This is a genomic window from Prevotella micans F0438, assembly GCF_000243035.1.
In the GTDB taxonomy this organism is placed as follows: domain Bacteria; phylum Bacteroidota; class Bacteroidia; order Bacteroidales; family Bacteroidaceae; genus Prevotella; species Prevotella micans.
Genome location: NZ_JH594522.1, coordinates 553,268 through 572,497 on the forward strand (window position 1 = coordinate 553,268; position 19,230 = coordinate 572,497).

Consider the following 19,230-nt stretch of genomic DNA (forward strand, 5'->3'; position numbering starts at 1 on the left):
TGTGTGTGTGTGTGTGTGTGTGTGTGTGTGTGTGTGTGTGTGTGTGTGTTAGCACTTTTTCCGAACCCACCAAATTATTGGACGAAAAAAATCACAGAGAAATCAAAACTTCTCTGCGTCGCTGGAGCGATGAAATATGTTGCTAACTGTTTCACGGTGGCAAAGGTATATTAATCAATTCTTTTTCACAAAAGTTGAGGTTGCTTTCTTGATTTAGAACAAGAGCCCAGCTATATAAGCCAAGCAAAAAACAACCGAGGAATTTCTATGCAAGAGGGGGCATCCGGCATAGAAATTCCTCGGGATTTGTATGGTGAATAGGGATTGTTATCCTTCACCTAAAATATTATGATGATATTACTGCACGTGGGAGTAGATTATCCCAAAAGATGAAATTCTCCGATGAAGAACAGCAATAAATAGCCAAGAACGAGGGATGCGATTCCGCAGGTGAGACCCACTTTGAGCATGTCGTCGTGATGAACCAGACCGGTGGAATAGGCTATCGCGTTGGGCGGAGTCGAGATTGGCAAGCACATGGCAGTCGATGCGGCTATGGCTATTCCGATGAGAACGGTGCTCGTTCCGCCAATTACACTCAACTTGTCGCCCATTCCACGGCAAACCACCGAGAGAATTGGAACTAACAGTGCAGCCGTAGCAGTGTTCGAAATGAAGTTGGAAAGGAAGTAGCAGATGGCTCCCGAGATGATGAGAATAATTATCGGACTCCAATTGCCAAATGGGATGCTCTCAATGGCGGCGTCGGCTAACCCCGAGGCGTTCATTCCAAGACCTATTGCAAAACCACCGGCAACCATCCAGATGACACTCCAATTTATTTTCTGCAGGTCTTTCGACGTGATAACTCCCGTGAGAGCGAATATTCCCATCGGAATCATCGCCACGGTATTGGTGTCTATTCCAGTGATGCTTTTCGGGATAATCCAAAGTAAAATGGTGATGATGAATGTTGCAATAACTACCCACATGCGCCATCCTTTATGGATTTCACCTTCTATTTTGAGATGAATAGTTTTCTGTGTGAATGGGAAAAAGCGCAGGATAATACGCCACGAAATGACAAGCAGAATAATCACCAGCGGAGTCATAAACATCATCCAGTGCATGAAGTCGATATTCATGTTTAAACCGGCCGGGTCGTTGAGATATTTCAATGCTATCAGGTTAGGTGGCGTTCCGATAGGCGTCCCCATTCCGCCCAGATTGGCGGCAATCGGGATGGAGAGCGTAAGGGCAATCCTACCCTTTCCAGTAGCTGGTAGGGCTGCAAACACAGGCGTAAGAAAGGTTAGCATCAGTGCGGCCGTGGCGGTGTTCGAAATGAACATTGAGAATAGGCCCGTGATGAGCAGAAAACCCAACAGAACATTCTCGCTTTTGTGCCCGAACGGTTTCAGAAGTAAGCGAGCAAGCAGAGTGTCGAGACCCGATTTCGAAGCCGCTATAGCAAGAATGAATCCCGCCAAGAAGAGCATAATTATTGGATCGGCAAACGACGCCATAATTTCTTTCGAATCGAGGAGCTTCCCTACCCCATCATACTTAAAGAATCCAAACGAATTTTGCGAAACGGTTACACACATTCCGGCCATAATTACTAACGATGTGGCCCACGCAGGTACGCATTCCGTGAGCCAGGCCAGCATTGCAAACACGAAGATGGCGATGATGCGTTGTTGCACTATCGTGAGCCCATCGATGCCGAAAACACTCGTTGGAAGATTCCACACAATAGCCGTCACGATAAAGATGGCCACAAACTGCCACACCTTTTTCATCTCGGTGTGGTGGGAAAGAAACTTTGATTTTTCTTTTGCCATGGTATAAAAAAAACAGTTAATGAAATGAATTGATTAGTTGGGTGGCGGGGGTGAAGAGCCGTTGGCGAAAGTAGCTAAAATAATTCGGGCCCAGCAGGCACGCGGTCGTTTTTAAGTACATTTGCGCGAATATTTTTAGACATCTATGTACAAACTGTCGCTTTTTCATCTTTTATTAATTGTTATCCTCTCTGCCTGCGCGGGTCGGCGCGTACAGCATGATTCAAACGCCGACACAATAGCTCTGAAACATGCCGAAAACATCAGTATCGAACGACAGGGCGATGTTGTTAAAGCTGTACTGAAGAACCCGTGGAGACCGGGCGAACAGCTGCAAACCTACTATCTGGTTCCCGAAGAAAGCAAGACCAACGTTCCGACTGACGGCATAGTCATAAAAACTCCCATTCGGCGTGCGGTTGTTTTCACCACGGCCCATGCTAACCTTATGCAGATGCTTGGTTGCGGGAACACAATAGCAGGCGTGGCCGATGCGAAATATATGCTCATTCCCGATGTGAAAAAGCGAATTGCAAATAGATTGATAGTTGATTGCGGCGATGCCATGGCACCCGACATCGAGCGGATTATCGACCTTAAACCCGACGCTCTGTTGCTTTCGCCCTTTGAAAACAGTGGAGGACATGGGAAGCTCGACCAACTGGGTATTCCACTCATCGAGTGCGCCGATTATATGGAAACATCTGCGCTCGGACGTGCCGAATGGATGAAGTTCTATGCGATGCTCTTCGGATGTGAACAACGCGCCGATTCGCTCTTCGAGGTTGTTGAAAAGCGATATGCTCGACTGAAAAAACTCGCCGCCACCGCCAGACAAAGCCGTTCGGTGTTGCCCGATAGGAAGATGTCGGCCGTATGGTATGTTCCCGGTGGACGAAGCAGCGTGGGACGACTCTATGCCGATGCCTGTGGACAATATGCCTTTGCTACCGACCGGCACAGCGGAAGTCTGCCCATGCCATTCGAAACCGTGCTCGAAAAGATGGGGCAGGCCGATTTCTGGATTCTTAGTTACACTGGCCAGATGAATCGCCGCACATTGCTCGCCGAATACTCTGGCTATTCTGCGTTAAAGGCCTTCCGAACCGGTGAAATCTACGGGTGTAAAGTCGACCAAACACCCTATTTCGAACAAGTAAGCTGGCGGCCCGATTGGCTACTCGAAGACCTCGTTCAGCTCTTCCATCCGGAACTAAAACTATCGCCACTACGCTATTATCGCCGATTGCAACCATGAAGAAGAGTACCGTACTTTTCATTTTTCTCGCCATAATTATAATCTTGCTCGCGGTATTCAACCTGCTCGCAGGTTCGGTGGATATTCCTGCATCCGATGTTTTCAGAATCCTCACCGGGCAGTTCGGTGGAAAAGAAAGCTGGCGATTCATCATACTTGAAAGTCGACTGCCACAAACTCTCGCTGCATTGCTATCGGGTAGTGCGCTAGCCGCAAGTGGTCTCCTTCTGCAAACAGCTTTCCGCAATCCGCTTGCCGGGCCCGACGTGTTTGGAATCAATTCCGGAGCCTCGCTCGGCGTGGCCATTGTTATGTTCGCCACCGGCGGCAGCATGTCGGCAATGCTCTTCACAGCGACTGGTTTCATGGCTATTTTGCTAGCCGCTTTTGCTGGTGCAATTGGTGTGTCGGCGCTCATTTTGTTTCTCTCCACGCTTGTGCGTAGCAATGTTCTGCTGCTCATCATCGGGTTGATGGTGGGTTATGTTGCTTCGTCGGCCGTGTCACTGCTCAACTTTTTTGCAACCGAAGATGGAGTGCGACGATATGTACTCTGGGGGATGGGCAACTTTGGCGGTTTATCTCTTACCCATCTACCCCTCTTCTCGGCAACGATTCTCCTTTCGTTGCTCGGCAGTTTTGTCCTTGTGAAGCCTCTCAACGCCATGCTTCTGGGCGTAAATTATGCCGAAAGTCTAGGCATAAACACACGTCGAACCCGAAATATTCTTCTGATTGTAACAGGATTATTAACTGCTATTGTAACCGCCTTTTGCGGTCCAATTTCTTTCATTGGTCTTGCCGTGCCCCACATAGCTCGACTCATCTTCGCTACCGACAATCATCGTCTTCTTCTTCCAGGCACCTTGCTTAGCGGTTCTGCGGTAACTCTTCTTTGCAATCTGCTTTGCACCTTTCCGGGAATCGCCGGCATATTGCCCATTAACTCGATAACTCCTCTTCTCGGCGCCCCTGTAATCATCTACGTACTCCTCAAGTTGGGGGCAAAATCCAACAGCTGAACGTCTCGCCAAAAGCTCTTAAGCGACTTGTCAAGGGCTCCTTATAGGAAAGGTTGAGGACTCCTATTGGGAAAGGTCGAGGACTCCTATAAGGAAAGGTCAAGGACTCCTATAAGGAAAGGTCGAGGACTCCTATAAGGAAAGGTCAAGGACTCCTATAAGGAAAGGTCGAGGACTCCTATAAGGAAAGGTCGAGGACTCCTATAAGGAAAGGTCGAGGACTCCTGAAAGCTAATTTATGGATTGGGTTAGAACGGAAGCCCGACGGCAAAATGAAAACGGAAGTCGCGCTTGAAGTGTGGATTGATGATTGGGAAATGTTCAAAAGATGAATCGTAGGCAGGATTTATTATACGCTGCGCACCGTCGAGGCGAATGATAAAATAGTTCAGGTTTAACCTGATTCCTAGCCCATATGACATTGCTAGCTCGCGATAGAAACGGCCGAAGTTGAACTGTCCGCCTGGCTGGTCAGCATAATTTCGGAGAGTCCATATATTACCGGCATCAACGAAGGCTGCTGCGTCGAGTTTCCAAAAGAGGCGAGTACGTAGTTCGGCATTGAGGTCGAGTTTCAGGTCGCCCGTTTGATTGATGAAGTCAATTCGCCCGTCGGTTCCTTTGAATCTTCCCGGGCCAAGTTCGCGCACACTCCATCCGCGCACAGAGTTGGCTCCGCCGGCGATATATCTTTTCTCGAATGGCAGGATGGTGCTATTGCCGTAGGGCCATGAAATACCGAGAGCCGCATGCAGAGCTAGAGTGTTTCGCTGGTCGAGCGGGATGAGCCGCGTAATATTAAAATCAAACTTGAGATATTGTGCGTAGGCAATGTTGAACAGCATACGTTGACGCTGGGCGTTGACTGGAAATCGTAGAACAGTATTGAGCGAACTGAGAATACTGCCGGCCGATTCTATTTGCGTACGCAGGGCAAGGCGCGGAGTGATGTAGGTTAAGCCAAGGCTCGACTTCATGATTAGCAGGTCTTCGTAGTTATATCGCAGAATTGCATTTCTACTCGAGGCGTTGTCTAGATAGTCGCGCTTGAATGTTTGGCTAATCCATGGCATGTAAACATAGCTAACGTCGAGCACGTTGAAGTTGTAGGCTGTCTTCTGGGTCGACGTGTTCCAGCGATATTTCCACGCTGCAGAGAACATTCGGCGGTGAAATTCCGGTCGGTTCTGCATAGCCCAGCTCACGGTTGCTTCGGATACGGCTTTACTTCGCCGTCGGAAGTTTTTCGTAAGGAATGGTGATAGCAAACGAGGAAAGGTTAGACCGGTTTGTAAACTGTATTCCTCGAAGTTTCGGTTGTCGTAGCCTTCCAACCCGGTTATGGCTTCGAATGCCGCACGAAGCTGAATACTAAGTAGCTCGCTCCCATGAAAAAGATTTCGGTTTTGGTATGTAAGCACAGCCGCCGCTCCGAGGTTTCCAGCAGTATTGGTTCCTTCGGGCTGGAAAGAAATGGTGTTCGGTGCATTGGGAATTATCTGTATGTCGGCCTCAAGATAGCGCAGTGCCGACTCGCGATATTTGAACATTCGACCTATGACGAGACTATCGATTTTGGGTTGTTCGCGGAATTTGATGTCGGTGTATCTCACCGCACTGAGCCGGGCCATGTTGTTGTAAGTATTCTTCATGTTCGAGGCCGAGAAATATGTTTGCGGCTCGATGAGAATATTGTCGCGCAAGATGTTTGGTCGCAGCAACGGTTTGGAGGGATTGGTGTCTACTATTCGCACCTCGTTGATGATGTAGCGCGGATGAGGTGTGGGCTCTGCATCGCTATGTTCGGTGTATTTCTTTAGGTGAAGTGTCACGGAAATGTCGCGCGACCCACGGATGGAGTCTGCCGTGTAGAAGATAAAGTCTTTGTTGAAGCGATAATATCCCGAATCATTCAGAATACCGGTTATTCGTTTCCGTTCGGCATCTAGATCCGACACGATGAAGCGTCGTGGTGCCGAATCAGTGTGCAGTGAGCTGGCCAATATCCGAGCGATGGCCGAATCCTGAATATCGTATTCAAAGTTTGAAATGGTAAACGGTTCGCCCGGATGCAACGTATAGATAGCTGTGAGCCGTTTACCTCGAATCTTCGTGTTGAGCATTACTTGAGAGTTCATGTAGCCCATGTTATTCATAGCCATCCGCAGGTCTTCGCACGAAAGTCGGGCTTGCAGAGTGTCGTATATCACGGGTGCCTCGCCAACTTTACGTAGCGTTCGGTTAATCCATTTGGTCGTGTCGGTTCCGGCCATGGAATAGGTACTTAGCGGAATCCTGAAGAGCGAAAACCATCGTGCATTACCTTTCTGGCGTACATATTGTGCCATCTGCGCAGCGTCGAAATGCTTGGCGTCCGACTGCACACGCACTTTCTCCAATAGATATTGGTTTTCGGGGATGAACTTGTCGGGCGAACAAGCTGCAACAATCAGCAGTACAAGAAAGAAAAGAAATAAACGTGTATGCAATTTGGGCGACATGCGAGCGGGTCTGTAGAAATTCAGAGCAAAGGTAGCAAATTGCCGCTATCTCCTTAATTTTGCGTCCCATGATATCGAAGAACAAACTCAAGCTCATCAAGGCCTTAGCAACCAAAAAAGGTAGAGAGCGCTCGGGCCTCTTCTTGGCTGAAGGACCGAAGATTGTCGACGAACTTATCGCCGGAGGATTCGAACTCGAATTCCTCATCGACAATCCCGATGAAGTGTGCCAAGCATCGCTCTTGCAACATCCGCAGGGAGTTATCGGCGTTTTCAAACAGAAGGTTCAACCCGAAAGCGAAACGCCACTGGGACAAACTCTCACGATTGCCCTCGACGGCGTGCAAGACCCTGGAAACCTCGGCACAATCATACGCATAGCCGATTGGTTCGGCATCCGAAACATAATCTGCTCTATCGATACGGCCGACTGCTGGAATCCGAAAGTTGTTCAGGCAACGATGGGCAGCATAGCCCGTGTTGCGATTATATATGCCAACCTCGAAAGTGAGTTGACATCCATCTCTACCGACACTCCCGTATATGGCACTGTACTCGACGGCACCAGCCTCTACGACGAAAAATCCCTGGCCGACCGAGGTATAATTGTAATGGGAAACGAAGGCAATGGCATATCGCCCTCCATACGTCGACTTCTAACCCATAGACTCGTCATTCCTCCTTTCGCTAAATATGGTCCGACGGCAGAATCGCTCAACGTTGCGGTTGCTACAGCGATTGTTTGCGCCGAATTCAGACGCCGTACAACCTAATCTTCATGCAAACGTTTTCCAGTCGTGAAATATTGAAAAACAGTTGCACGTCTATCAATTGCAATTGGCTGACGATAACTTTGCGACATAATTTTTTTAGTTTTCATAAGTTATTATTTTTAAGAGAAGGATTATACATGCGCTCTAACGCATCACAAATTCGAAGGTTTAGTTTTTAGGTAACAAAGATTGGTAAATTGAAATTTAGTTTTTGTTGATTTGGTAAAGGAGTCCGCTCGCTGTTTGAAGCAAGTGGGCTCCGTTTTTTTCTCCTTTTATCATTATGTTTTCGTGCTGTGAGCAGTACTGCTTGTGTCCGGTAATGTGGGGAGAAAACAGAATGTGGGAGGATTAAAATGCGGGCGGGCCGCGGATTATTATTTTATGCCAACTCGGACGGAACGACAGCATGTAGGGACAGATCCCGTGTCTGTCCGACACCATCGCCCCCTCGGTCTACCGACAGCATGATATATTTTCGGCCTATCGGGGGCGGATATTATGCCGTCCTTGTCGTAAGGGGGGGGCGGACAGACACGAGGCCTGTCCCTACATGCGGGCCTGCAGCCCGAGTTGGCACGGAGTGAGGCGCGACGAACGAAATTCAATTCTCCAGGGCGGTTGAACAATTCAAATACGGTCGTATTTCCGTTCCCTGGGTGAAAAGATGACCGGATACGGGTATAAAAAACAGCTCAATCGCATTGGGCGATTGAGCTGTTGAGTAAATAAAACGAATAGTCCCTTATATTCTAGTTAACCACTATGGTTTTCCCACTCACAATGTAAATGCCTTTAGGAAGAGATTTCAAGTTGCGCAGCTTCTTGTGCATCTTTATTCCACCGGTTGTATAAACATCGTGGTGATTGTCGGCATTGTGGATTACATCGCGAATAGAGGTCGTTACACTTGCACTTATCGGTTCCGATTCTGATCCGTCAGGATATACTGCCGTTACCTTGTAGTTGTGGGTAGTTCCGGGCTGCAGGTGGTTATCGGTAAAGTATGTTTGGATGGTATTTGCAAGCAGAGCGTCGTCACGATAGATGTTATATGCCGCCGGACCGTTGGAGGCTTCGAACGTAACATCATCTATCATGAACACAAATGCCTGGTCGGCCGTCGATATGTGATGTATGGCAAAATAGCGTGTGCCGGCGGGCAGTTTGACAGTTATTTCGGTCCATTCTCCATCATCTTGTGTATAGGTGTCGCCTATCTTTCTGAAGCTGGCCGGTTTATTGTCGGTCTGCGAGAGGAGCACATCGAATATTTCAGCTGTTTTTTGATTTCCTCGGACATTGTTCACCCAGAATCTCACGGTTTGCTCTTTTCCGGAAAGTAGCTGACTGATTAGCCAGTTATCTGACGCTATCGGCTTTTCATTTTTGTCTTGCTGATAGATTGCTACTGCGGCTTTCTCTCCGGAGTGCGGGGTTAATTCGTTGGAGTTTCTGAAAACGTCGTCGGGTTTCCAATTCATAAATGCAAACTGTTCGCCCTGGCGCGGATATTTCGTATGCATACTTAGCTGTATGGCATAACCGCTGTCGACGTCGATGGTTGTCCATTTCCCAAAATCGGTTTGCCATGCTTCATAGCTTTCAAAGTTATCGGTTATGGTTTCCGGAATCGATTCGGGTTCTTTCCACGATAGCTCAACGGAATTTCTATTGTCGCCATTACTCTTAAGGTCGGTTGCCGGAGGCACGTTGGCTTTCTCCAAGGATATGTTCGCCGCGGCTGTGTTATTATCGTTGTTCAAATCGCCAGGCACGGTTAATTCGGCCTTGATGACGTGCTTGCCTGAGGGGTCGAGAATGGTCGTGGCATAGGTCACGGGAATCTCTGTTTCATCGAGCATTTTAAGGCCCTGCTCTATGGTCGCCTGGTGAATGATTTTGTCGTTCAGCCTGACAGTCACGGCTGCATTTTCAATCTTGTCAAGTCCCTGGTTACTCACTTTAAGTTTGAGCTTCACGGTTTGTCCTTTCTTTACGCTCTCCGGAGCCGATAATTCCATGGCTGCATCGCGTTGAAGTGGGTCTGTGATGCTGATATTATCCAAATAGACTGTCTCCTCGGATGAGCCGTCGGCAAAGGCCTTTATCTTCAGAATAGCATAGTCTTCGGCAGCGAGGGAGAGCGGAAGGTTTATAGCTTGATTTACCCACTTGCCTGTACCGGATTGATTTGCGAAATTATTCGACCAAACGGGAGCCGTTATTGTTCCATCTTTCAACTTGAAGAACATTTCCAGTCTGACCGGAGTTTGACCTGCCTTGTAGCTGAAGAATAGCTTTGGAGCTGCTGCACCTTTCATGTTTATTTTTCCCGTCGTAAGGGTCGATGTTCCTTCTGCACGAGGTTTAAATACGAGTGAACCGCCGTCGTTATCGACCGCAGGCTGGTTTGTGAGCCGCCAAATAACCTTGTCGTTCGGGCTGTCAATGCGGAACAGTTGCCCCTCGAATGTAGAGTTCTTAAAGCTATTGTGGAAAGGCAGGTCGTAGGACGCCCCTATAATTGAACTGGCTGTGACTAGCTCGCTGCTTTGCTCACGATAGTTAGCGCTGATGGCCCAGAATCTGTAGTATTGCAGTCCGCTGGATGTGTTTATTCCTTCCACGGTGTATTCTGTAGCGCCATTATTTACGGTCGCAATCTGGTCGCCCAGGCTGCCATCCTCGCTAACATCGAATATTTCGTAGCTCACTTTCGAGGCGTCGACAACACCGCCATGAACTCCTTTTACCGGCTCCCAGGTCAGCTTGACGGATGTACCCTGGTCTATGACTCTAACCACAGGTTCGGCCGGGATATCTTCACCCACATATATTCTGGTCATGGCTTTGGCTCCGTTGCCATGCTCGTTATAGGCTATTGCCGTGTAGGTGTTCATTCCATGAGTGGGTTTATCGTCTATAAAACTGAACTCGGCTCCAGGAGCAGGACTGGCTATCGTTTTAATAATTCGGGCTCCGTTACGCAATTCTATCTTTTCTATTCTATTAATAGGCTTCCCACTGATTGTCTTCTCGGGAGCTTTGAAACTCACGGCTGCTTTCAGAGCACCTGTGGGATTGGCCGTGGCTTTCAGATTGGCAACTGTAGCAGGTGCTTCGTTCGAAGAAACAGGTTCGATACTTATTGAACCAAGATAAATGAAATATTTTTTCGCTTCCGAAACTGCATGAAAGCCTATGTAATAGTCGCCGTCGGCTGTAGGAGTTATCTGTTTCTCGAACTCTTTATATTCTGGAGTAGTTATCTCGGTTACCGACATAACGTCCGTAGTCATGGCTTCGACAGTGGGTGCATTACCCATTTTCACTTCGAGCTTTTCTTTGTATTGCGCTTCGGCATTACTAGCCACGAAACCCACATTGTAGGTCTTGCCGCCTTCCAATTTTATGGGTGGACTTATGAGCCAGTCGTCGCCATTATTCCGTCGGCTGTAGGAGTAGCGAAAAGCCTTTCCCTTTTCCTGCGTGTCTGTCCATTTCCAAGTGAATCCGTCGTTATTCGCATCTATAATAGTGTAGGTTAGCGCATCGTTCTTGTTTCCAAAATCGTCGAAGAACGGAACTCCGAATACATCGCCCGTAACTTCATATTCACTCCTTGCCATCGGACCGCGTTGGGTAGTGTTTATAGCCCGCACACCATAAGCATAGCTAGTTCGAGTGGTTTTAGGAAGAGTTTCACTGAAAGTTGAACTGGTAATTCCCGAAGCTACTCTGATTGTGTCTGTGCTGCCAAACCGATAGATATCATAGGTTAGCTGACCGATATAAGCCTGATGGAGTCCAAGCTTGGGTTCCTCCCACGTAACGGTTGCCTTGCCTGTGGCGTCGATATTCAAACCGATATAGCCCACCGCCGATGGGACATCATAGCCCACATACTTGCTGAACTTTGCCTTTGGACTTTTTCCGGAAGCGTTAGAGGTTGTGACTATGAAATGATTCATTCCTTCGTCGACCTGTATGGTTGTTTGCACAATTGCACCCGGAGCGACATTACCAGAAGCTACTTGTTTGCTGTTTGAAGTAACCTGATAGGAAAGTGTACCGGTGAGAGGCGTCCCGTCGAACTGCTTATCGGGGGCCTTAAACGAGATGGTACCCGATGTGGCTGGTCCGGCGAATTCTGCCTGCAAATTGGTGGCAATATTCGGTGCTGTGGCTGCAGCTTTAGGCATCGGGATTGTCATTCCCACAACGGTCGCCTGCCCCATAGAACCAACAAGATTTACATGCCCATCGTTCAAGTCTACAGTGTATAGCGTACATTCACCATCAGCAGTTTTTGCAGCCCAATAGAATTCATTCGTGTTGGGGTCTATCTCTCCGCTTTGATAGAAATGGTTCCCTTTCTCGTCTTTCACATTCACACCAGTGTTTCCCTTCAGAGTTTCGGTTCCCGTGATGCGATCTATCTGATAAAGATTACCGTCGTCGGCTACTCCGAAAGCTCGCCCATCGTTTGTTATTCCAATTGCAAGATAGCTGTGCTCGGCTTTCGAAATGGTTGTACGTGTCATTGTTTTATAGTTCACAACACCCCATTCCAGCGATTTCAGGTCTGCCGAATAGAATTCTCCGAACACCTCGCCTGTTTTGGGGTCGGTAGCTGTTTCAATTGCTATTATACTTCGGTCGTTTGTTTGAACAGGTTGAACCGTCAGTTCCCAGGTATCGGTGTTAAAAGCATAGTGGAATATGCTCAGTACGCCGTAGACGGCAAACATATCGTCAAGATAAATACCATGCAATTCATCATCTATCAAACCGCATCCGCCATTGAAGATACCTTTCTTATAGGGCGTGAGTTCTGTAAAGTCAATGGTCTGCACGGGATAAAACGAATACATACCCAGCAAATTATCAGTTATCACATTTCCCCAGATTGTCTGTCCTGGATTCACTGTTAGTATATTAGGAATGTTCGCATTCGCACCAACAAAACGATTGTTATCATTCACGGCAGGCATTTTCGCTCTAAGCATAGGAAACCGTTTGTCAACATCAATTTTGTGAGCCGTTGAGAATTTCAGAGAAACTTTCTTATCCGATTTATCAAATGGTATTGCGGGCAAATTAACCTGTGCCGCAATGGGCAGCGATAGCATTAGTGCTAACATACTGCCCAGAAATAAAGTAGATTTTGTTTTCATGATTTCAGATTTATTCTGTGACTATTACTTTCCGAGTGCTGCCGTCGCTGAAGCGGAGAATGTTGAGACCTCGCTGTGGATGCGAGATGCGACGTCCGTCGAGAGTATAGTAGGCTGTAACCATCGGTGTCTGATTGCTAGTTGTGTTGATTTCTGTTACATATGGAGGCGGAACATCTATCTGTATTGCATTGTCAATTTGGCTTGTTTGCCTATTAAAAAGCATAACTACAGCATGCAGATATTCCTTACGAATATTGGAAAAGATGTCAGTACGCACGCGCATGTCAACACTGTGTTCATAGCTGCTGCCGGCTGTAATTGTTTCGGGCAGCGAACCTTCCAAACCTTTGAAGACGCCTTTACTATCAATGGGCACATAGTTATAGCTCATATTCTTGATGTATTTCGACTCCTTAGTATATGGTGCTAGATTCGGGTCATTTTTAATCTCCGGGTCGTCGTCCATATTATAGTAGTAGTTCAGCTGATACCACGCGCTGCCTTTTCCTTTGAGACTGTCGGCTGTGAGAACATAGATCAGCCTGTAGTTTCCTCCCGACTGATAGAAGTTTACGTTTGTCTTCACCTCAATCTCTGTAAAGTTGGCATCCTTCCAGGAGGCGGTTGCGGTAAGATCGGCCGGTGGAGTCTTTGATAGTTGCTCGTCTATCTCTTCCGTAATGTGATATCCAGACGAAGCTCGGCCGAAATATGGGTCGAGAACTCCAGCCTGACGGTCGATTTTACATGCTGGAAAACCTTGTATGGACGAGAGGATGGCGTCGTATCCCGCTTTTTCGGAGAGCTCGCTCATCGGAGTCGGGTCATAAACGTCACCGTGCACTGCGATGACAATTAGCCGGTCACCATATTTCTGTTTACTTGCTTCGATGCCTGCTATTCCGCGCACGCACCAACCACAATGCGTCCCGGTAAATTCTTCTTCCACAACCCGCTTAGTCTGGGCACAGAGCGCCAGACTAAGTATGGTTAGGAATGAAAAAAGGTATATCCTTTTCATTTGTTATTTCACGTTGACTTTGTAGGTAGTCACTTCCTTGCCTCGAGTTATCTTCACGATGTAGATTCCGGGTGCTAGCGACCGTATGGAATCAACAGCCTGTCCGGAGGCGGTGTATATCGAAAGATGGTCGTATATGCCTACTACGTTTATCTTTCCATTGGTCACAGTAAGGTTGACTGCCGAAGATGTCTCTGCTTTAGCAATGGCACTAGCTACAGGATAGGCTGCTACGCGCGAATCTAAGATCATCTTTTCGGATGCGGGTGATTTGAAATCGGGGCGGCGTCCGATGGTTGCGAGTACCTTGAAATTGTTTATGTTACCGGAGCGAATTTCGCCTATCTCCACGTCGTATGTACGGCTGAACTGACCGTTCACGAATTCCAATGGCGTACCTTGCGTGGTATTGATTGTTTTCACAAACAGATTGTTATAATAGTAGGGATTCGATGGCGCCTGGGTTTGTTTGGTCGCTAAGACAGAATCTTCGAGCAATGAAAGCGTCAGAACTACATCGTCGAACTCGAGTTTTTCGAGTTCAGTTATGTCTACTTTGGCCTTGAGTTTCTTCGGATCGTCTGTCGGTGTGAGGGTGAGGTTGAAGTTATAGAACGAGTAAGTTCCATTCTCCAAATTCTCCAGTCGTTCATTGGATTTTCCGAGGCAAGAGCAGGTTACCGTTTCGTCGTCGTAGGGAATTCGGTTGAGCGATATGCGCGGTACGGGAGTTTTACCAATTGATATGTTGTTATAAGAATTGGCGCGGAATGTTTCGGATTCGTCAGTACTGAAATCGTCGTCAACATGCAATTCGCATAGATTGAACTTGAAATCGGTACCATCGAAGAACTCTTTCACGTCTTCTATTTCTGAATCCAGTCGAGAAGTAAATGGTGCCCATTGTGCTACCCATCGTTCTATCAGATGTTGCCGTTTGGGCATATTTTGCTTGCCGTAGTAGAGGAATCCGCAAGTATTGTTACTCGCCCCTTCTTTGTCGTTATTATTGACTTTGGACAGTGATACTTCAAGCTTACCGCTCTTCACAATCTGGGCGTCTATCATGAGTGTATCCATCTGTCCTTTCTTGATATCTGTATCGATCTGCTTCACTATTGTATTTTCGGTTATTCCGCCAATTTTGCAGGTCACTGAACTGATGTCCTGTGTACTCAGATTGTGCACTATTGCGAGTGCCTTGGCTTTTTTGTTTCTGGCAACGTATGGCAGTTCTGGAGTTAAGCTACGCATAACCAGATTGGTGGATTTATTCTGCCCGTTTGGCAACAACCACACGTCTATAGCCCAGTTACTCATGCTTGAATAGCCGGCGCAGTTTTGTAGTTTGTTTTGGTAGATGATCCAGCAGCCTTCTTCGTTGCGCGATGTGCGCGGACCTACTCCTAGGATGTATTCTCCGGGTTGTGCTTCTACTTCATAGCCAATGAGTACTTCTGTTGTACCTACTGTGTAGGGTGTTGTGAGCTGAATCGGGTTATATCCGAATTGAAGTTCGCAATCCTGTTCATAGAGTGAGGTTCGCGTTACGGGGTCTTTGATGAATACTTTCCCGGAGCGTTTGGTTGTTTTTTCGGCATAAGTGAGACACGGATTGATTTCGGTTATTTGACATCCGACCAGTCCTTGTTCTGGTTTGAGCATAATGCATGGAGCATATATTCCGCCGGCTCGGAATCCGGCTCCGCTGCTTTCTTGGACATTTTGAAGATGTGGTGAGTAGGTAAGGCAGATTTTGTCGGCCTGATTTGCTTGTGCGTAACATAGTTGGCTTATTGCCAGACTTGCTCCAATGAGAATTGTGCACAAAGCTGAGTTGATTACTTGTTTCTTCCGAAACGATAGAATAAGATTCTTCATAAGCTTCAAATTATTTAAATGATTAGGTTAATATGAACCACTGGCAAAGATAGATAAATTCCTCGTCCTGTCAAGTTACTCTAATCGATGTATAAAAGTCAGGGCTATCTCGAGGTAGAGATAGCCCTGAAGAGAGTGTTGTTAGTGAGAATAAATTCTTGGATTAGTTTTTCGACCTAACGATGTGCTCGCCTATCTGGACGGCGTTGAGGGCTGCGCCTTTACGAATTTGGTCGCCCGTGAGCCACAGGGTTATGCCGTTTTCGGAGGATAGGTCGCGGCGGATTCGGCCTACGTATATGTCATCGTGCCCGGCACTTTCAAGGGGCATGGGGTAGACATAGTTTTGTGGGTCGTCTACGAGTTTCACGCCTGGTGCATCTTTCATGGCTTTACGGATTGTGTCGACAGATAGGGGGTGTTCGGTTTCAATCCAAACAGCTTCGGAGTGACTTCTAAGCGACGAAACACGAACGCAAGTGGCACTTACGCTGATATTGGAGTGCATAATTTTCTGCGTTTCGAGAAACATTTTCATTTCTTCCTTGGTGTAATCGTTTGGGGTCATTACGTCTATTTGCGGAATCACGTTATAAGCCAGCTGATGGGGGAATTTCGAGATGGTTTTCACTTTGCCGTCGTTAAGTAGTTCGCGATATTGTTGTTCGAGTTCTTCCATTGCGGCGGCTCCGGCTCCCGATGCACTTTGGTAGGAGCTCACACGAACTCGAGTGATGTGGCTTAACTGTTCAATGGGGTGAAGAGCTACAACAAGCATAATGGTTGTGCAGTTGGGGTTGGCAATGATTCGGCGGGGACATTGGAGGGCATCGTCGGCATTGATTTCGGGAACAACGAGTGGTACATCGGGATCCATTCTGAACTGACTGGAATTGTCAATCATTATCGTGCCATGGCGTGTGATGGTTTCTGCGAATCGGGCAGAAGTTGAACCGCCGGCACTGGCGAATGCGATGTCAACGTCTCGGAAGTCGTCGTTGTCGGCGAGCAGTTTCACGGTGTGAGGTTTTCCTTTGAAGAGGTATTTTTTGCCGGCCGAGCGCTCTGAACCGAACAAAAGGAGTTTTTCTACGGGGAATTTTCTTTGTTCGAGAATGCGCATTAGTTCCTGTCCAACGGCGCCGCTAGCGCCTACAATTGCAACTGTCATATTTATTATTTGTTTTGATGTTTATGTGTTTGCGAGATGAGTGGTTGCAAATTTACAAAAAAGCCTCCTGGCCTGATTATCCTATAATTGTTTGCCTGATGAACGCCACGTGTACAATACTCACACTAACTTTTCTACCTCAGAATAATTTATTACGGGCCGCACAGATGATTTTATCCCGTAATAATTTATTTTTCGACCACGACGGTCGGTCTGGTCATTTCATAAATTATTTTGGGTTACGCCGATAGTTTACCTCTCCATAAATTATTTTTCGACTGCGACCGACGCGTTTATACCCTCACTCATAAATTATTTTCGGGTTCGAGGTAAGATACACACCGGTAAATTGGGATAAAGAATTCCAGTCGGTCATCGCGGTGCAAACAACTCGATTATCTATAACTATGGTTAGTTTGTGTAACTTTGCAACAGTTCTTTTTAAGAGTACCAGATGTCATATTTTTCCCAATATCTTCCTGTTTCCGACCCCACATTAATTTTTTTCGTAGTGCTGTTGGTGATTCTCTTTTCGCCGATAGTGATGGGCCGACTGCGTATCCCGCACATCATCGGAATGGTGCTGGCAGGAATCGTATTGGGACAGTATGGACTGAATATTCTCGAGCGAGATGCGTCGTTCGAACTCTTTGGCAGTGTAGGACTATACTACATAATGTTTCTCGCCGGATTAGAGATGGACATGGAAGGGCTCAAGCGCAACCGTAGTAGAGTGACGGCGTTCGGGCTACTCACCTTTTTCACTCCACTCATTCTCACAACCGGCAGTTGCGTTTGGCTGTTAGGCTATTCGCCCATGGCGTCGCTGCTAATAGGGTGCCTGATGGCATCGAACACGCTGGTTGCTTATCCTATTGTAGGACGATATGGACTCACCCGGCACGTAAGCTCAACGTTGAGCGTAGGCGGGTCAATGGTATCGCTCTTCCTAGCTCTGCTGGTCATGGCAGCCGTTGTGAACAGCTTCAACGGTGGTGCAGGCTGGAGTTTCTGGTTGCTGTTTACAGTTAAACTCACAGCGTTTTGTGCTGGATTGATTTTCGCCATCCCACGGTTAGCACATTGGTTCCTCCGGAAATATTCCGACTCAGTTATGCAATTCATCTTCACACTAGCCGTGATGTTCCTCTCGGCGGCGATGTCGGATGCCGTCGGACTCGAGGGAATCTTCGGAGCATTCTTTTCCGGACTGGTTCTTAACAGATTCATCCCAAAAGTGTCGCCACTGATGAGCCGAATCGAATTCACCGGCAACGCACTTTTCATTCCTTATTTCCTAATTGGCGTAGGAATGCTCATCGATATACGACTACTCATCAAAAGTCCGGCCATCCTTTGGATAGTTGCGTGCATAACATTTTTCGGCACAGCAGGCAAAGCTGTAGCCGCCTATTTTTCGGCGTGGATATTCAAGCTCTCCGTGAAAATAGGCACTATGATGTTCGGACTCACATCGGCTCATGCTGCCGGCGCAATAGCAATCGTAATGGTTGGGCGAAGTTTACCAACAGGCAAAGGAACATTCCTGTTCAACGACGAGATTCTGAACTGCGTAGTCATTATGATCCTCTTTGCTTGCATTATTTCCACCCTAGTTACTGAGCATGCCGCACGTCAACTTCGACTAGAAAATATGGAAGAACCCGAAATGACACGGCCAAAGAACGACGAGAAGATTCTCATCCCAGTTAAATATCCCGAATACGCCGAGAATCTAATATCGCTTGCAACAATGATGCGTAATCCGAAACTACGACGCGAATTAGCCGCACTGAATGTAGTCTACGACGATACAAATGCCGATCGCAACCGCGAAGAAGGTCGCCGACTATTAGAACACCTACAACAAGAAGCCAGTGCGATAGACGTTCCAATGGCAACACAAATCAGGATAGACACCAACATCGCCAACGGCATCAGGCACGCTTTCAAAGAACTTCAGGCCTCCGAGATCATCATGGGTCTGCACTCGCACAAACAAAACAACAAAGGCTTTTGGGGCGAGTTCACGCAAAGTTTATATAACGGCTTAAGCTGTCAGATAATCATTGCCCGAATAATCCAACCACTCAATACTATCCGTCGCGTACAAGTTGTAGTTCCGTCGAGAGCCGAATACGAGCCCGGATTCTATCGCTGGCTAGAACGTTTGGCACGTATGTCGGCCAACATGGAATGCCGAATTGTTTTCCACGGTCGAAACGAATCACTTCGACTAATCGAAATTTATCTTGGCCAGAACCATCCCGCCGTGAGAGCCGAATACGAACCGATGATGCACTGGAACGAATTGCCCGAACTAGCCGGAAAAGTAAATGAAGACCATCTGCTAGTAATAGTCACAGCCCGCAAAAGCACCATATCTTATAAGAATGCAATGGAACGGCTGCCCGACGAGGTTAGTAAGCATTTCAAAAGCAAAACAATCATGATAATCTTCCCCGACCAATATGGAGACCGCATGGACAGCATCACCTTTACACAACCGCAACATACCGAAGAGAACAGCGCATACGAGACCTGTCGAAAATGGATTCAGAATAAAATCAGATAGT

10 protein-coding genes are annotated in these 19,230 nt (G+C 47.3%); 4 read left to right on the forward strand and 6 right to left on the reverse strand.

Annotation, left to right across the window (positions count from 1 at the left end; translation table 11 throughout):
- Nucleotides 1-377: 377 nt before the first annotated feature.
- Nucleotides 378-1,844, reverse strand: a complete 1,467-nt coding sequence (locus HMPREF9140_RS06790; protein ID WP_006952898.1) for an SLC13 family permease — start codon at nucleotides 1,842-1,844, stop codon at nucleotides 378-380.
- Nucleotides 1,845-1,989: 145 nt separating this feature from the next.
- On the opposite strand from HMPREF9140_RS06790, the gene HMPREF9140_RS06795 reads away from it, so the two are divergent.
- On the forward strand, nucleotides 1,990-3,102 hold the full coding sequence (locus tag HMPREF9140_RS06795) for an ABC transporter substrate-binding protein (protein WP_006952899.1): 1,113 nt from the start codon (nucleotides 1,990-1,992) through the stop codon (nucleotides 3,100-3,102).
- On the forward strand, nucleotides 3,099-4,124 hold the full coding sequence (locus HMPREF9140_RS06800; RefSeq protein ID WP_006952900.1) for an iron ABC transporter permease: 1,026 nt from the start codon (nucleotides 3,099-3,101) through the stop codon (nucleotides 4,122-4,124). Before HMPREF9140_RS06795 ends, HMPREF9140_RS06800 begins: the two co-directional genes overlap by 4 nt.
- 248 nt (nucleotides 4,125-4,372) lie before the next feature.
- Here HMPREF9140_RS06800 and tamL read toward each other — a convergent pair whose 3' ends face one another.
- A complete protein-coding gene (gene tamL / locus HMPREF9140_RS06805; protein WP_006952901.1) occupies nucleotides 4,373-6,625 on the reverse strand; it encodes a translocation and assembly module lipoprotein TamL in 2,253 nt (750 codons plus the stop codon).
- A gap of 68 nt (nucleotides 6,626-6,693) precedes the next feature.
- Here tamL and HMPREF9140_RS06810 point away from each other — a divergent pair, with 68 nt between their 5' ends.
- Complete coding sequence (locus HMPREF9140_RS06810; protein ID WP_006952902.1) at nucleotides 6,694-7,398, forward strand: RNA methyltransferase; 705 nt, start codon at nucleotides 6,694-6,696, stop codon at nucleotides 7,396-7,398.
- Nucleotides 7,399-8,150: 752 nt separating this feature from the next.
- Here the strand turns inward: HMPREF9140_RS06810 and HMPREF9140_RS06815 are convergent.
- The 4 genes from HMPREF9140_RS06815 to HMPREF9140_RS06830 all read right to left on the reverse strand — a co-directional run bounded on the left by HMPREF9140_RS06815 (nucleotide 8,151) and on the right by HMPREF9140_RS06830 (nucleotide 16,654).
- The gene (locus HMPREF9140_RS06815; RefSeq protein WP_006952903.1) at nucleotides 8,151-12,578 is read right to left on the reverse strand and encodes a choice-of-anchor J domain-containing protein; all 4,428 of its coding nucleotides are present in this window, start codon (nucleotides 12,576-12,578) and stop codon (nucleotides 8,151-8,153) included.
- A 10-nt stretch (nucleotides 12,579-12,588) separates the two neighbouring features.
- Nucleotides 12,589-13,602, reverse strand: a complete 1,014-nt coding sequence (locus HMPREF9140_RS06820) for a thioredoxin family protein (protein ID WP_006952904.1) — start codon at nucleotides 13,600-13,602, stop codon at nucleotides 12,589-12,591.
- Between the two features lie 3 nt (nucleotides 13,603-13,605).
- Nucleotides 13,606-15,483 carry a T9SS type A sorting domain-containing protein gene (locus tag HMPREF9140_RS06825; RefSeq protein ID WP_006952905.1) on the reverse strand — a complete coding sequence of 626 codons (1,878 nt, stop codon included), beginning with the start codon at nucleotides 15,481-15,483 and terminating at the stop codon, nucleotides 13,606-13,608.
- 163 nt (nucleotides 15,484-15,646) lie between these two features.
- Nucleotides 15,647-16,654, reverse strand: coding sequence for an aspartate-semialdehyde dehydrogenase (locus HMPREF9140_RS06830; protein WP_006952906.1), 1,008 nt, complete (start codon nucleotides 16,652-16,654; stop codon nucleotides 15,647-15,649).
- A gap of 454 nt (nucleotides 16,655-17,108) precedes the next feature.
- Between HMPREF9140_RS06830 and HMPREF9140_RS06835 the strand changes: the two genes are divergently transcribed.
- The gene (locus HMPREF9140_RS06835) at nucleotides 17,109-19,229 is read left to right on the forward strand and encodes a cation:proton antiporter (RefSeq protein WP_006952907.1); all 2,121 of its coding nucleotides are present in this window, start codon (nucleotides 17,109-17,111) and stop codon (nucleotides 19,227-19,229) included.
- Nucleotide 19,230 lies beyond the last annotated feature (1 nt).

Coding starts and splice junctions, on each gene's coding strand:
- HMPREF9140_RS06790 (WP_006952898.1), bottom strand. CDS start 1,844: ATGGCAAAAGAAAAATCAAAGTTTCTTTCCCACCACACCGAGATGAAA.
- HMPREF9140_RS06795 (WP_006952899.1), top strand. CDS start 1,990: ATGTACAAACTGTCGCTTTTTCATCTTTTATTAATTGTTATCCTCTCT.
- HMPREF9140_RS06800 (WP_006952900.1), top strand. CDS start 3,099: ATGAAGAAGAGTACCGTACTTTTCATTTTTCTCGCCATAATTATAATC.
- tamL (WP_006952901.1), bottom strand. CDS start 6,625: ATGTCGCCCAAATTGCATACACGTTTATTTCTTTTCTTTCTTGTACTG.
- HMPREF9140_RS06810 (WP_006952902.1), top strand. CDS start 6,694: ATGATATCGAAGAACAAACTCAAGCTCATCAAGGCCTTAGCAACCAAA.
- HMPREF9140_RS06815 (WP_006952903.1), bottom strand. CDS start 12,578: ATGAAAACAAAATCTACTTTATTTCTGGGCAGTATGTTAGCACTAATG.
- HMPREF9140_RS06820 (WP_006952904.1), bottom strand. CDS start 13,602: ATGAAAAGGATATACCTTTTTTCATTCCTAACCATACTTAGTCTGGCG.
- HMPREF9140_RS06825 (WP_006952905.1), bottom strand. CDS start 15,483: ATGAAGAATCTTATTCTATCGTTTCGGAAGAAACAAGTAATCAACTCA.
- HMPREF9140_RS06830 (WP_006952906.1), bottom strand. CDS start 16,654: ATGACAGTTGCAATTGTAGGCGCTAGCGGCGCCGTTGGACAGGAACTA.
- HMPREF9140_RS06835 (WP_006952907.1), top strand. CDS start 17,109: ATGTCATATTTTTCCCAATATCTTCCTGTTTCCGACCCCACATTAATT.